Below are 13,821 nucleotides of genomic sequence, written 5' to 3'. Positions count from 1 at the left end.
GTCGAGCAGGCGAGCGCCAGCGAGCCGTCGTCGAGCCCCCCGCACCCGCGCAGGGCCCACGCCACGCCCGATCGAGCAGACCGCGCCAGCGACCGTCACCAAGCCCAGCCCGAACCGCTGGTCGAGCAGGCGAGCGCCAGCGAGCCGTCGCCGAGACCCCCGCACCCGCGCAGGGCCCACGCCACGCCCGTGGGAGGAAGCCGCACTGGCGACCGTCTCGAAACCCAGGTCGCAACCGGCGCGGACCCGGTCAGTCCCGCCCGTAGATGTCCCGCGTGTAGACCCGGTCCGCCACATCGGCCAGCACCTCGGTCCGCCGGTTCGCGACGATCACGTCCGACCGCTTCTTGAACTCGTCGAGGTCCCGCACGACCTCGGAGTTGAAGAACAGGTCCTCCTCCAGCGCCGGCTCGTAGACGACGACCTCGATGCCCTTGGCCTTGAGCCGCTTCATGACGCCCTGGATGGACGACATGCGAAAGTTGTCCGACCCGGCTTTCATGATCAGCCGGTAGATGCCGACCGTCCGAGGATTCCGCCGCAGGATGTCGGCGGCGATGAAGTCCTTGCGCGTGGTGTTGGCCTCGACGATCGCGCTGATCAGGTTCTGCGGGACGTCGCGGTAGTTGGCCTGGAGCTGCTTGGTGTCCTTCGGCAGGCAGTAGCCGCCGTAGCCGAAGCTCGGGTTGTTGTAGTGGTCGCCGATCCGCGGGTCCAGGCCGACGCCCTCGATGATCTGCGCGCTGTCGAGGCCACGGGTGACCGCGTAGGTGTCGAGCTCGTTGAAGTAGGCCACCCGCAGCGCCAGGTAGGTGTTGGCGAAGAGCTTGATCGCCTCGGCTTCCGTGGAGTCGGTGAGCAGGACCGGTACGTCGGTCGCCTCCGCGCCCTCGACGAGGAGGTCGGCGAAGAGCCGGCCCTTCTCGCCCCGGTCGCCCACGACGATCCGCGAGGGGTGCAGGTTGTCCCACAGCGCCCGTCCTTCACGCAGGAACTCCGGGCTGAAGATGATGCAGGCTCCCCGGTGCCGCTCCCGCAGGTCGGCCGTGAACCCCACCGGAACGGTGGACTTGATGACGACGGCAGCGGACGGCGCCAGCTCCAGGACGTCGGCGACCACCGACTCCACGGACCGGGTGTTGAAGTAGTTGGTCCGCTCGTCGTAGTCCGTCGGCGTCGCGACCACGACGAGGTCCACCCCGTTGTACGCCGCCCGCTTGTCGACGGTCGCGACGAGGTCGAGCTCCCGGGTGACGAGGTAGTCCTCGAGCTCTGGGTCCTCCAGCGGCGACTCCCGCCGGTTCACCATCGCCACCCGCTCCTCGTCGAGGTCGAGGGCCCGCACCTCGTGGTGCTGGGCCAGGATGACGGCGTTGGACAGCCCGACGTACCCCAGACCCGCGATGGCGATCTTCATGCGACGAGCGTAGGACCACGAGGACGCGCGGGTGAGCGCAACTGGTCCGACGGCGAGACCGGGTCTGGAGCGGCTAGCGTGACGCCATGCCGGACAACGTGCCGATCATCGACCTGTCGAAGGCTCCCGGCTCCCGCGAGTCGTGGGACCGTCCGTTCTGGATCGTGCTCCTGTGGGCGGTCGTGGAGCCGGTCCTCGTCACCAGCTCACTGCAGCTCAGCTCGCGTGTGCGCATCGCGGTCCTCCGCTGGTTCGGGGCGGAGATCGGTCCGGGCGTGATCATGCGCCCCGGCCTCAAGGTCCGCTTCCCCTGGAAGCTCTCGATCGGGGCGAACAGCTGGATCGGCGAACGCGTGTGGCTGCACAACCAGGACCGCCTGGAGATCGGTCACGACACGGTGATCAGCCAGGACTCCTTCGTCACGACGGGCACGCATGCGGTGAAGACGGACATGGCGCTCGTCACCCGTCCGACGTTCATCGGCGACGGCGTCTGGGTCACGTCCCGGTGCATGGTCCTGGGCGGCTCGCGGATCGGTACGTCGGCACTGATCCTCCCGAACACCGTGGTCAAGGGCGACGTGCCCGCCAACGCCGTCTACGGTGCTGCACCAGCCACGGTCGTGGGCGACCGCTTCAGCGACGACACAAGAGCTCGCCGACCCAGTCCCGATAGTCGCTGAGCGCCGCCTGCTCCGACAGGCGCGTCCGGGCGTACTCGGCACCGCGACGTCCTACCTCGGCGCCGTCAGCGGCGAGGAGCTCGTCCAGCCCGGCGAGCAGGGCGTCCGGGTCGCCGGACGGGACGACGACACCGGCGCCGCTCGACCGCACCTCGTGCGCCGCAGCGCTGTCCGCGTCGGTGGCACCCAGCACCGGCCGTGCCGCCGCGAAGTACGACGTCAGCTTGCTGGGCGCGCACATCTCCTTCAACCCGGGGCGCTCGTGGAGCAGGAGCACGTCGGCGGCGGCGAGCACGCCGGCGAAGTCGCCGCCGCTCACGGGCTCCATGAACTCGAGCGTCTTCACGCCGATCGCGAGCTCCCCGAGGTCGCTGCGCCTCGCGCCGTCGCCCATCAGCACGAAGCGGAGCTCGCGTCCGAGCTCCTGGGCCCTGCGCGCCGCGGTGACGACGTGCTCGAGGCCCTGCTTCGCGCCCATGTTCCCCGCGTGGAGGACGACGACGTCGTCGATCCACCCGAGGCGCTGCCGCACGACCGTGCGGTCGCCCGCGAACTCCTCGATGTGGGTCCAGTTGGGGATGACGGACAGCCGCTCGGCGGACACCCCGTAGTCGTCGGCGATGGCGCGGGCCATCCGCTCGTGGATCGAGACGACCGAGTCCGACGCTCGCAGGAGCCGCCCTTCCAGCGCTGTGATCGCCCGCTCCAGTCCCCCACCCAGCAGCCCGAGCTCGCCGGCTGCCTTCCCGTAGAGGTCCTGGACGACGACACCGACCGGAGCGCCCCATCGACGTGCGCGAGCGAGAACAGGCCCCATCGGTAGCAGCGCAGGCGTGACGACGACGACCGCATCCGGTCTGGCCTGACGCGCGAGCGCGACCCGCAGCGCGAAGCTCGCTTCGCTGACGATGCGGCTGACCCCCGCCGGGTCGTGCGGGACGTAGTGGAGCAGGCGCTTGACGGGGATCCCGTCGACCAGCTCCGAGCGCTCCCCGCCTCCGTACCCCGGGAGGACCTCCCACTGCGGGTAGTGAGGATGTGCCGTCACCACGTTGACGTCGTACTGCTCCGCCAGTCCGCGCGCCATGCCTGCCGTGTACGGCGCGATGCCCGTCGACTCCGGCGCGTAGTTGAGGCCGACGACCAGGACCCTGGGGCGAGCAGTCACAGGTGACCCCCTCGGAGAACTCGGAGTGAGAACGGTCGTGCGACCGCTCTGCGTACGCGTGGGAGGACCCTCGCGCGCACGGACGGAGCATAGAGGCGCGGTCCGCGCCTCGGCGCGCGTTGCGCGGCGCGGACCACCGCCATCCGGCACGGCTTCGCCCGTGACCGCCCGCGATGGCTACGATGACGGCTGCTGTCCCGACGAGAGGTCCACTGCACGTCATGACCGACACCCACGCCGACTACCGGCTGAGCCAGCTCGACCAGCTGGAGGCCGAGTCGATCCACATCTTCCGCGAGGTCGCTGCGGAGTTCGAGAAGCCCGTCCTGATGTTCTCGGGCGGCAAGGACTCCATCGTCATGCTCCGCCTGGCGGAGAAGGCCTTCTACCCGGCGAAGATCCCGTTCCCGGTCCTGCAGGTCGACACCGGCCTGGACTTCCCCGAGGTGCTCGCGACCCGCGACAACTGGGTGAACCGCCTCGGCGTCAACCTCGTCGTCGCGAGCATCGACGACGCGATCGCGAACGGCGTCGTCGTCGACGACGGCAAGACCAGCCGCAACCGCCTCCAGATCGGCACCCTGCTCAACGCCATCGAGGAGAACGGCTTCACCGCCGCCTTCGGTGGTGGGCGCCGCGACGAGGAGAAGGCCCGCGCCAAGGAGCGCGTCTACTCCCACCGCGACGAGTTCGGCCAGTGGGACCCGAAGAACCAGCGTCCCGAGCTCTGGAGCCTCTACAACGGCCGCCTCCACGAGGGCGAGCACATGCGGATCTTTCCGATCTCCAACTGGACCGAGCTGGACATCTGGGACTACATCGGCCGCGAGGGCATCGAGATCCCCTCCATCTACTTCTCCCACCAGCGCCGCGTCTTCGAGCGCGACGGGATGCTGATGAGCGAGACCCCGCTCAACCCCACGCGTCCCGGCGAGGTCGTCGAGGAGCGCACGGTGCGGTTCCGCACCTGCGGCGACATCACGCTGACGGGGTGTGTCGAGTCCACCGCGTCCACCATCGACGAGATCATCGACGAGATCTCGATCGCGACGCTCACCGAACGAGGCGCCACCCGTGGCGACGACCGGTTCTCCGAGGCAGCCATGGAGGACCGGAAGAAGGAAGGCTACTTCTGATGAGCACCGTCAAGAGCACCCAGATGGACCTGCTCCGGTTCGCCACCGCGGGCTCCGTCGACGACGGCAAGTCGACCCTCATCGGGCGGCTCCTGCTCGACTCCAAGTCGATCTTCGCCGACCAGCTCGAGGCCGTGGAGTCGACCTCGAAGTCCAAGGGGTACGACTACACCGACCTCGCGCTGCTGACCGACGGCCTGCGTTCCGAGCGCGAGCAGGGCATCACGATCGACGTGGCGTACCGCTACTTCGCGACGCCGAACCGCAAGTTCATCATCGCCGACACCCCGGGCCACGTGCAGTACACCCGGAACATGGTCACCGGCGCCTCGACGGCCGACCTCGGCCTCGTGCTCGTCGACGCCCGTCAGGGGCTGACCGAGCAGTCGCGCCGGCACGCGGTGATCCTGTCGCTGCTCCGCGTCCCGCACCTCGTGCTGGCCGTGAACAAGATGGACCTCGTCGACTTCTCCCAGGAGGTCTACGACAAGATCCACAACGAGTTCACCCAGTTCGCGACGAAGCTGAACATCCCGGACCTCGAGGTCATCCCGATCTCGGCGCTCGCCGGCGACAACGTCGTGAACCGCTCCGAGAACATGAGCTGGTACTCCGGTCCCACGCTCATGCACCACCTCGAGAACGTGCACGTCGCCTCCGACCGCGACCTGATCGATGCCCGGTTCCCGGTGCAGTACGTCATCCGCCCGAAGTCCGACGAGTTCCACGACTACCGCGGGTACGGCGGCATGGTCGCCGGCGGCGTGCTCAAGCCGGGCGACGAGGTCGTCGTCCTGCCCAGCGGCATGACCTCGAAGATCTCCAAGATCGACCTGTTCGACAAGGAGATCACCGAGGCGTTCCCGCCGATGTCGGTGACCGTCCACCTCGAGGACGACGTCGACGTCTCCCGCGGCGACATGATCGCCCGGGTCAAGAACGCCCCGCAGCCGTCCCAGGACATCGACGCGATGATCTGCTGGATGACCACCACGCCGCTGAAGCCGCGGCAGAAGCTGGCCATCAAGCACACGACCCGCACGGCACGCGCACTGGTCAAGGACATCCAGTACCGCTTGGACGTCAACACGCTCCACCGCGACCAGGACACCAAGGAGCTGGGCGTGAACGAGATCGGCCGCGTCCAGCTGCGCACGACGGTGCCGCTGCTCTGCGATCCCTACTCGCAGAACCGCACCACCGGCTCGTTCATCCTCATCGACGAGGCCACCGGCGTGACCGTCGGCGCCGGGATGATCAACAGCGGCTCCTGACTTGAGACACACGAAGGGCCCGGCGAGTCTGGCTCGCCGGGCCCTTCGTGGTTCGCGGCTTAGGTCAGCCGGCCTCGCGCAGCTCGCCGACGTGCTCGCGGTACCAGGCGACGGTCGACTCGAGACCCTCGCGCATGCCGATCCGGGCTTCCCAGCCGATGCCGCGGAGCTTGGACACGTCGAGCAGCTTCTGCGGCGTCCCGTCCGGTTTGGAGGTGTCCCAGAGCGTCTCGCCCTCGTAGCCGACGACGTCGGCCACCAGCGCGGCGATCTCCTTGATCGTCGCGTCACGACCCGTCCCGACGTTGACCTGGTCAGGACCGTCGTAGTTCTCGAGCAGGTAGAGGCACGCAGCGGCCATGTCGTCGACGTGGAGGAACTCCCGCCGCGGCGAACCCGTCCCCCAGTTGGTGACACTGTCGGCTCCGCTGGTCTTGGCCTCGTCGTACCGACGGATGAGCGCGGGCAGGACGTGGCTCCCGGTCGGCGAGAAGTTGTCCCCCGGACCGTAGAGGTTGGTAGGCATCGCCGAGATCCAGTTGCGTCCGTACTGCCGCCGGACCGCTTGCACGCCGAGGATGCCCGCGATCTTCGCGATCGCGTAGGCGTCGTTGGTCGGCTCCAGGTGACCGGTCAGGAGCGACTCCTCACGGATCGGCTGCTCGGCCAGCTTCGGGTAGATGCAGGACGACCCGAGGAACAGCAACCGCTCCGTGCCGTGCTCGAGCGCGGCGTCCATGACGTTGGTCTGGATGCGGAGGTTGTCGGAGAGGAAGTCCACCGGGTAGGTGTTGTTGGCGAGGATCCCGCCCACCTTGGCCGCCGCAAGCACGACGTACGTCGGCTTGCTCTCCGCGAAGAAGTCGAAGACCGCGCCGCGCTCCTTCAGGTCCAGCTCTCGCGAACTCATGCCGAGGAGGTTGGAGTGACCCTTCGCCTGGAGAGCCCGCCAGATCGCCCCTCCGACGAGCCCACGATGGCCAGCAACATAGAAGGGAGCATCCGTATCGAGCGGGCCGACACGGAACTCGGTCACGTCAGCTCACTGACCGTCGGCCATCCCTGGAGCCTCGGCTGGTCGATCCAGTGCTTGCCCTCGTGCTTCAGCGCCTCGATGTCGGCGTCGACCATGATCCGCGCGAGCTCGTCGGTCTGGACCTCCGGCTTCCAGCCAAGGACGCGCTCGGCCTTGCTGGCGTCGCCGATGAGCGCGTCGACCTCAGTGGGCCGCAGGTATCGCTCGTCGAACTTCACGTGCTTCTCCCAGTCGAGACCAGCGTGCTCGAAGGCCGTCACGACGAAGTCCTTGACGGTGAAGTTCCCTCCTGTGGCAAGGACGAAGTCGTCCGGCTCGTCAGCCTGCAACATCCGCCACATGCCTTCGACGTACTCCGGGGCGTAACCCCAGTCCCGGACAGCATCGAGGTTGCCCAGGTAGACGTGCTCGTCGAGCCCCGCTCGGATGCGGGCAACGGCGCGGCTGATCTTCCGCGTAACGAAGGTCTCGCCGCGGCGGGGCGACTCGTGGTTGAAGAGGATCCCGTTGACCGCGAACATGCCGTAGCCCTCGCGGTAGTTCTTGGTGACCCAGTAGGCGTAGACCTTTGCCGCGCCGTAAGGCGACCGCGGGTAGAACGGCGTTTCTTCATTCTGCGGCGGCGGTGTCGCACCGAACATCTCGGAGCTCGAGGCCTGATAGTACCGGCAGTCGATGCCTGCCATGCGAACCGCCTCGAGCAGCCGCATAGCACCAACGCCTGTAGTGTCGCCCGTGTGCTCGGGCTCGTCAAAACTTACCCGCACATGAGATTGGGCGGCCAAGTTATAGACCTCGTCTGGGTTAATCTCGTGCATGAGCGTGACTAGACGTGCACCGTCAGAAAGGTCACCATAGTGTAAGAACAGGCGGGCATCCATATCGTGCGGATCCTGATATAGGTGATCGATGCGGGAAGTATTGAAGGTTGAGGCCCGCCTAATGAGCCCGTGCACCTCGTAACCCTTCCCGAGGAGCAACTCCGCTAGGTAGGAACCATCTTGACCCGTGATACCGGTTATAAGCGCTCGCTTACTCACAAGGATCTCCTGCCGCCTCGATTGACCTCTCGAGCGCACGAAGCGCCCCTTACTTCCTGAACTTGAGCGAGGGACCAGTCAGCTGCCCCGTCCTAGGCAACCCTATACGCGGAGCGGGGAAACTCTGGCACACCGACACTGGGCGGCCGTGCCGCGCCGGTTCGCCAGGACCGCGGAGCGCCGGCACGGCGTTCTCGCGGCTGCCCACATGCTCCGGCCTTGTCGGCACAGCCGGCGTGCACCCACCAGGCCGTGTCGTCGGCGAGCGCATCTGCCCCGACACGCAGAAGACGTCTGCCCGACGAAGCCACTGCATCCCCCGGACGACAAGTAGCAGGACTCGACGAGCTGGTGCCCTAGCATGAGCGCGCGCGCATGCCCACGTCGGCGGCAACTGCTCGACGACCCAGCCGAAGCGCGCACGTCTGCGCGGAAGGCGGAGAACTTGACACAGTCAGCACTGCCAATAACGGTCCTCGTCCAGACTAAGAACGAGGCCGCCGGAATCGAGAAGTGCTTGAGAGCACTGGGCGGAGCCTTCGACGAAGTGATCGTCGTGGACTCTGAAAGTACAGATGGAACACAAGCCATTGCGACGGGTTTAGGCGTCCGCGTAGAGAATTTTTCCTGGAATGGCGCCTACCCCAAGAAGAAGCAGTGGCAACTGGATAACCTAGTCACACGGAACCAGTTCATCCTCTTCCTAGATGCAGATGAAACGCCCACCAAAGAGCTCATCGACGAACTGCGACATCTAGTAGTCACTGGGCGATTGGGATCGTGCGGTGCGTACGATATCGAACTTGATTACAGGTTCTCTGGGCGCTTTCTCCGCCACGGCCATCGCGTTACCAAGAGATGCCTGGTTGACCGCACCGTTGCAAGCTTTCCCGAAATTGACGACTTGCGTTCTGGCGGCATGGGGGAGCTTGAAGGGCACTATCAGCCCATTTCACGTGGGCGGATCGGCACTCTGTCCGGACGCATTCGGCACGACGACGTGGATCCGGTAGCAACATGGTTTGACCGTCATAACCGCTACTCAGAATGGGAAGCGTACCTCCGCGTCGATCCCGCATTGCGCCGGAAGGTGCGCGGTCACCGCTCGCGACAGGGCCAGCTGTTTGACGCAATGCCCGGGAAGCCGATCCTATTCTTTTGTTATTCCTTCTTCTTTCGTCTCGGGTTTTTGGATGGTCGGGCTGGGCTTGATTATGCAATAGCCCTCGCATCTTACTACTGGCAGATCGACCTCAAAGTTCGAGAACTCACTCGCATAGACCGTCGGACACACCCGTGAAGAAGACACAGGCTTTATACCTCGCGGTTCTTCCAACGTATCGTCAGGCTTGCATCGACGAACTACTCCGCCGTCGCCCCGCCATCCGCCTGTTCACAAGTTCGTCGCATCTGGACCCGACGGTCAAGACTGGCATCAGACGTGAGCAGTACGAAGACGTCAGGATGTGGCGGCTAGGCGGTCGGGCCTTCATACAGACTGGGCACTGGCGTTTCGCGCTCACATGCACCGACCTCATCGTGGACCTCAATCCCAGGAGCCTCACTGCTTGGCTCTTCCTGGTAGCGAGGCGCGCGCGTCGGCAAAGGACGCTCGTCTGGGGTCATCTCTACCCGCAGGCGGGACCAGCCGGGCCTAGCGCTGCGCTTCGCCGAGCAATGCGGTGGTTAGCGTCAGGAACGATCACATACACGTTCAGCAATCTTGAGGACGCCATACGGGAAATGCCCAATCGTCCGGCCTGGGTTGCGCCAAATGCTCTATATACTTCCCAGCAGATCCAACCAGCGACAGGCCAAGACCAGGAACGGAAAGACTTTCTGTATGTCGGCCGATTGGAACCCCCAAAAAAGGTCGCCCTAGCCGTTTCCGCATTCGCGCGTAGCGGCCTCTGGCGCGAAGGCGCCCGCCTGGTTATCGTGGGAGATGGTTCTCAGCGCGAGTTTCTGCGTCGACTTTCCAGCGACCTGGCGATCGCCGACCACGTAATCTTTCAAGGATGGAATAGTTCATGGGAGTTCCTGTTCGAGCATTACAGGACTGCCGTTTGTGCACTATCAACGGGGTTCGCCGGGCTAGGCTTGACCCAAGCTCTCGGATTCGGGGTGCCGGTGTTAGTGGCAAGAAGCGAGCCACACTCACCCGAAATTGAACTAGCCGCAACTGGTGCGGTGCACTGGTTCGACTCTGACGACGAGTTCGCGTTGGCCGATGGACTTCATAGCGCGTGGCAAGCGAGGGAATCTGTGCCGCTGGGAAGTGTGAGCAGTCACGTCAAAGAACTGTACTCGGCCGAACGAATGGCGCACGGACTATTGTCAGCACTGATTGGAGCACAATGAACTCTAACCTCGCTGGCCGCTCCACGCTCGGGGGAAGTGTAGAGCGTCTTGCTCGCGCAGCGCTGCGCCGCATGACTATTCACGAGAATGTTTTGTACGGCGACTCTCTTCGCGTCGGACGCGGCTGCGTCATCAGCGCGCCGCATCGATTGATGATCGGTCGTCTCGTATCTATCGGTCCGCGGACGATCATTCAAGTCGACGGCGCAATTGGCGATCTGGCACTCATCGGGATGGGCGTACAAATAGTCGGCCGGGACGACCACGCAGTGAACGAAGTAGGGGTGCCCTATGTGCTGTCCACTTGGGTGGGAGACCGAGACCCTACTGCCCGAGATCAGGTTGACATCGGGCGTGACGTGTGGATTGGCGGAAGTTCCACTGTTCTTAGCGGTATCTCCATAGGCGAGGGTGCCTTGGTGGGATCAGGCTCGGTCGTAACGCGCAGCATTCCTCCTTACGCTATTGCCGCCGGAAACCCGGCTCGCGTGCTCTCTGAACGCTTCGGAGAGCAGGACCAGAAGCGCCATAGCGCTGCCCTTGATGAGTTCCTAGCAGAGACGCACGTACCGGGTGGATGACAGTCGGTACACGGTCGAGCAAGCGACCACAACTCCGCACATTCTCCGTCAGCCGTCACTCTCCACAGGGCCGCGTTGCACGGGCCGGGTCCGTTCCTCCAGGCAGGGGGCGCCACGTTGATTAACGGCACCGACAGCACCGCTCGATTGCGGGGTGTCGTCAGCAGTCTCGGCGCCAGCTTCTTCGCTCGGCTGATGGTGTTTCCGCTGACCGCGGCCGCAGCGCTCGGCAACTCGAGCATCATCCTGTCGGTCCATGGCGCGCCAATGTTCGCCGTTTACGCCGTCGCCACAACACCTCTTCAACTGATCCAGTTCATGGACCTCGGTATGGGAGCGGGGGTAATAAACGCAATTTCGACGACCCGGGAGAATGACCAGGCCCGGATCGCGACTCTCGTCACTGCCACGAAGTTGCTGTCGATAAGCACCCTTGCGGTCATTCTCCTAGCGGGGCTAACTCTCATTACGGGCTCCTGGGCCGATCTCTTTGGTGTCGGGGAGTACGGGATTCCAGACCTCGATCTTCTCATCGCGATTTCAATAGCCACGCTTTCGCTTTGCATCCCCTTGGGCTTAGGCCAACGAGTATTGGTCGGCCTCGGCAGAAACCCCGCGGTGGTCGCATCGGGTGCCATAGCCCCCTCAATAACGCTGGCTGCCACCGGCGTCCTGTGTGCAACCGGTGCGCCTCCCGCGTACCTGATCGCCAGCCCCGCTCTTGGTGCGCTTGTGTCGTCCCTCATGCTATACATTTGGGCTTGCCGTTCATTGAACTTCCGCGCTCGCCGATTGTTCACATTCACGGGAACTCCCGTCCGTTCTCTAGTATCGCAAGGGATTGCATACCTAATCCTGTCTGTGGCATCGATGTTGCCATTTCAGTTGGCACGCGTGTTCCTCGCGCGAAACAATACCGTTGAGGCGGTTGCTCAGTTCTCTCTTGCAAATCAGTTCTACCTCCCCACTTGGTCGTTTATCTCAGCTACCGGCGTAGCCCTTTGGCCTATCTACGCACGGTCCCGCTCGGCCGGTCGTTTCGAACCGGTATTTGTCTACAAGATTGCCGCCGGGTTCGCTGTATCATCCATTGTTTCGGGCGGTCTGCTTGTCTTGTTAGGCCCCCGCCTCGCGTCCGTAGTTTCAGATGGGGAGGTCAGGCCAGACCGGGAAATCTTCCTCGCGGCCGCCTTCCTCCTGCTTTCACAGGCCGGGCAGTTTGCGCTGGGCGTCTCACTTACCAGTCCACGTGATCTATGGTTCCAGGCGCGTTGGGCGTCCGCCGGCGCGGTCGCGGCGCTTGCTGGCCTGACCGTGACCAGTTCGTACGCCGCGCTCACTCCCTATCTCGTGATCGCGATCACCGTAGTAGTGTTCCAGCTGCTCCCGAATTTGGGGCGTCTAGAACAGATGAGAATCCGGCTCAGTCGTCACGAAGGAAGCGTCCGACCATGACAGTCATAGGCATAGTGGTGCCGACCTTAGGGACACGCGGCCATTGGCTACGCCAGACGCTCTGGTCCATACGAACCCAACAGGGACCGCACGACGTGCGCCTCTTGATCGTCTGCCCCGACGCACGATCAGTTTCGGCCGCCGCGAGCGAAGTGGACGCCGAGATACTGGAGTCACCTCGGCCAGGATTGTCAGCAGCTGTTAACGATGGCTTCAAGTCACTCACCTCTGTAGACGCTTTAGCCTGGCTCGGCGACGATGACATCCTTGCCCCTGGCTCCTTCCTGGCCTCTATCAATGCCCTTTTCGCATCGGGCGTGGTTGCGACCTATGGCGACGTGCGTTACATCGATGAGCGGGGTACGACCCTCTTTGTTACCCGCCCCGGGAGATTTGCTTCAATATACTTACCTTGGGGCAAGGACCTAGTTCCCCAACCCGGGAGCCTATTCCGAGCCAACGCCGTCAATCAGGTTGGTCTCGTTGACGAATCTTTGCGCTGGGCCATGGACTTTGAATACTTCCTCCGCCTCAAGCGCCTGGGCGCCTTGCGCTACATTCCACAGGAAGTCGCAGCATTCAGGCTACATTCGACCGGCATCACATCAAACCAGACAGGCTTTGAGGCGGAGGAGGTCCGTTCCAAGTACCACTCGCCCGCGATGAACCGCGTTCGAAGAATTGTGGCGCCGGCCCAGCGGCAAGCTGATCGCGTCCTATACCGAGCATTGCGCCGTGGGCGGCACACGCCCGTGCCCCTGATTCAGGGCGAACCATACGTAACGTGGACTCCATGACTGCTCGAAGGCCCGAATTCAGTGCGCGGTGGATCTTCCAAGACTTCCGGGCGAACCGGCACCGTGTACGTATCCAGCTAATGCTGGTCCTCTTCCGCAGTTCCCAGGCTGCCCGGTGGCCATTCGACCGCCGTAGTAGGCTGGCGGCGCGGCCGATAATTCTCCTCTACACCCTCTTCTCCGAGGTTGTATGTTCTGTCGAGTTACCAGTCAAGACGGCGGTTGGGCCTGGACTGAGGATCTCGCATGGCTTCGGCCTAGTTGTAAACGAAAAATCCGTCATCGGTCCGGGTGTTCAACTGCGTCACGGCGTCACCATCGGAAATCGTGGAGCTCAAGGCGGCTGCCCCACAGTGGGGGAAAAGGCGGACATCGGTGCCGGCGCGTGCGTCCTGGGTGACATCCGGGTCGCGCCGGGCACGCGGGTAGGCGCAAACTCGGTTGTCCTCTCGGACACCGAACCATACAGCTCCGTCGTCGGCGCCCCCGCTCGCCCGATCGGAGGATAGGTCGAGGTGTGGCCTACCCGCCAGCGAAGAACTCGCGTCGCATATGTGATCCGCCGATGGATCGAACTCATCGTTGGGTGGCGCGCTCCAGCCCGTCGTTATCCGGGGTTGGTGATCTCCGTGACCACGTACCCAGATCGGGCTGGTTCCTTCCACTGGACGCTACTGTCGCTACTGCGCCAGTCGGTGGTCCCGGACACAATTCTGGTGATCCTGTCGACCACACAGTTCCCGGGGCGAAGTTCCGACCTGCCGCGCACGTTGCGCGCGCTGATCCGTGCTAACGGTCGGCGCGTGCGCATCATCTGGGACGAGGGCGATCGACGCTCCTTCAAAAAGATTCTGCCCGCCTTAGAACGTTACC

12 protein-coding genes are annotated in these 13,821 nt (G+C 64.3%); 8 read left to right on the top strand and 4 right to left on the bottom strand.

What is annotated here, in order from left to right; genetic code table 11:
- Nucleotides 1-250: 250 nt before the first annotated feature.
- Entirely contained in the window at nucleotides 251-1,417 is a 1,167-nt protein-coding gene (locus QWY28_RS16275; protein WP_300953616.1) for a nucleotide sugar dehydrogenase, read from the bottom strand.
- An 86-nt stretch (nucleotides 1,418-1,503) separates the two neighbouring features.
- Between QWY28_RS16275 and QWY28_RS16270 the strand changes: the two genes are divergently transcribed.
- Nucleotides 1,504-2,100, top strand: a complete 597-nt coding sequence (locus QWY28_RS16270; RefSeq protein ID WP_300953615.1) for an LbetaH domain-containing protein — start codon at nucleotides 1,504-1,506, stop codon at nucleotides 2,098-2,100.
- Here QWY28_RS16270 and QWY28_RS16265 read toward each other — a convergent pair.
- Entirely contained in the window at nucleotides 2,054-3,268 is a 1,215-nt protein-coding gene (locus QWY28_RS16265) for a glycosyltransferase (RefSeq protein ID WP_300953614.1), read from the bottom strand. The genes QWY28_RS16270 and QWY28_RS16265 overlap by 47 nt on opposite strands.
- Nucleotides 3,269-3,489: 221 nt before the next feature.
- Between QWY28_RS16265 and cysD the strand changes: the two genes are divergently transcribed.
- Nucleotides 3,490-4,404: a sulfate adenylyltransferase subunit CysD gene (gene cysD / locus QWY28_RS16260; RefSeq protein WP_300953613.1), complete on the top strand. Its 915-nt coding sequence runs from the start codon at nucleotides 3,490-3,492 to the stop codon at nucleotides 4,402-4,404.
- Nucleotides 4,404-5,678 (top strand): sulfate adenylyltransferase subunit 1, encoded by a 1,275-nt coding sequence (locus tag QWY28_RS16255; RefSeq protein ID WP_300953612.1) that lies wholly within the window; start codon nucleotides 4,404-4,406, stop codon nucleotides 5,676-5,678. The genes cysD and QWY28_RS16255 overlap by 1 nt, the downstream gene beginning before the upstream one ends.
- Nucleotides 5,679-5,742: 64 nt before the next feature.
- On the opposite strand, the gene QWY28_RS16250 is transcribed toward QWY28_RS16255, so the two are convergent.
- Nucleotides 5,743-6,714, bottom strand: coding sequence for a GDP-L-fucose synthase family protein (locus QWY28_RS16250; protein ID WP_300953611.1), 972 nt, complete (start codon nucleotides 6,712-6,714; stop codon nucleotides 5,743-5,745).
- The gene (gene gmd / locus QWY28_RS16245) at nucleotides 6,711-7,754 is read right to left on the bottom strand and encodes a GDP-mannose 4,6-dehydratase (RefSeq protein WP_300953610.1); all 1,044 of its coding nucleotides are present in this window, start codon (nucleotides 7,752-7,754) and stop codon (nucleotides 6,711-6,713) included. The genes QWY28_RS16250 and gmd overlap by 4 nt, the downstream gene beginning before the upstream one ends.
- 361 nt (nucleotides 7,755-8,115) lie before the next feature.
- Between gmd and QWY28_RS16240 the strand changes: the two genes are divergently transcribed.
- The 5 genes from QWY28_RS16240 to QWY28_RS24440 all read left to right on the top strand — a co-directional run bounded on the left by QWY28_RS16240 (nucleotide 8,116) and on the right by QWY28_RS24440 (nucleotide 12,948).
- A complete protein-coding gene (locus QWY28_RS16240) occupies nucleotides 8,116-9,054 on the top strand; it encodes a glycosyltransferase family 2 protein (RefSeq protein WP_300953609.1) in 939 nt (312 codons plus the stop codon).
- 164 nt (nucleotides 9,055-9,218) lie between these two features.
- Complete coding sequence (locus QWY28_RS24450; protein WP_369292708.1) at nucleotides 9,219-10,115, top strand: glycosyltransferase; 897 nt, start codon at nucleotides 9,219-9,221, stop codon at nucleotides 10,113-10,115.
- Complete coding sequence (locus tag QWY28_RS24445) at nucleotides 10,112-10,696, top strand: acyltransferase (protein ID WP_369292705.1); 585 nt, start codon at nucleotides 10,112-10,114, stop codon at nucleotides 10,694-10,696. The genes QWY28_RS24450 and QWY28_RS24445 overlap by 4 nt, the downstream gene beginning before the upstream one ends.
- Nucleotides 10,697-10,813: 117 nt before the next feature.
- Nucleotides 10,814-12,151, top strand: a complete 1,338-nt coding sequence (locus QWY28_RS16235) for an MATE family efflux transporter (protein WP_300953608.1) — start codon at nucleotides 10,814-10,816, stop codon at nucleotides 12,149-12,151.
- Nucleotides 12,148-12,948 (top strand): glycosyltransferase, encoded by an 801-nt coding sequence (locus QWY28_RS24440; protein WP_369292704.1) that lies wholly within the window; start codon nucleotides 12,148-12,150, stop codon nucleotides 12,946-12,948. Before QWY28_RS16235 ends, QWY28_RS24440 begins: the two co-directional genes overlap by 4 nt.
- The last annotated feature ends 873 nt before the right edge of the window (nucleotides 12,949-13,821 follow it).

The organism is Nocardioides oceani, assembly GCF_030412965.1.
GTDB classification, from domain to species: Bacteria; Actinomycetota; Actinomycetes; order Propionibacteriales; family Nocardioidaceae; genus Nocardioides; species Nocardioides oceani.
The sequence above is the reverse complement of the archived record's forward strand: the minus strand, read 5'-3'. Positions and strand labels throughout refer to the sequence as shown.

Excerpts from the sequence above, each read along its gene's own strand:
- QWY28_RS16275 (WP_300953616.1), bottom strand. The coding sequence starts at position 1,417 with ATGAAGATCGCCATCGCGGGTCTGGGGTACGTCGGGCTGTCCAACGCC.
- QWY28_RS16270 (WP_300953615.1), top strand. The coding sequence starts at position 1,504 with ATGCCGGACAACGTGCCGATCATCGACCTGTCGAAGGCTCCCGGCTCC.
- cysD (WP_300953613.1), top strand. The coding sequence starts at position 3,490 with ATGACCGACACCCACGCCGACTACCGGCTGAGCCAGCTCGACCAGCTG.
- QWY28_RS16255 (WP_300953612.1), top strand. The coding sequence starts at position 4,404 with ATGAGCACCGTCAAGAGCACCCAGATGGACCTGCTCCGGTTCGCCACC.
- QWY28_RS16240 (WP_300953609.1), top strand. The coding sequence starts at position 8,116 with ATGAGCGCGCGCGCATGCCCACGTCGGCGGCAACTGCTCGACGACCCA.
- QWY28_RS24450 (WP_369292708.1), top strand. The coding sequence starts at position 9,219 with ATGTGGCGGCTAGGCGGTCGGGCCTTCATACAGACTGGGCACTGGCGT.
- QWY28_RS24445 (WP_369292705.1), top strand. The coding sequence starts at position 10,112 with ATGAACTCTAACCTCGCTGGCCGCTCCACGCTCGGGGGAAGTGTAGAG.
- QWY28_RS24440 (WP_369292704.1), top strand. The coding sequence starts at position 12,148 with ATGACAGTCATAGGCATAGTGGTGCCGACCTTAGGGACACGCGGCCAT.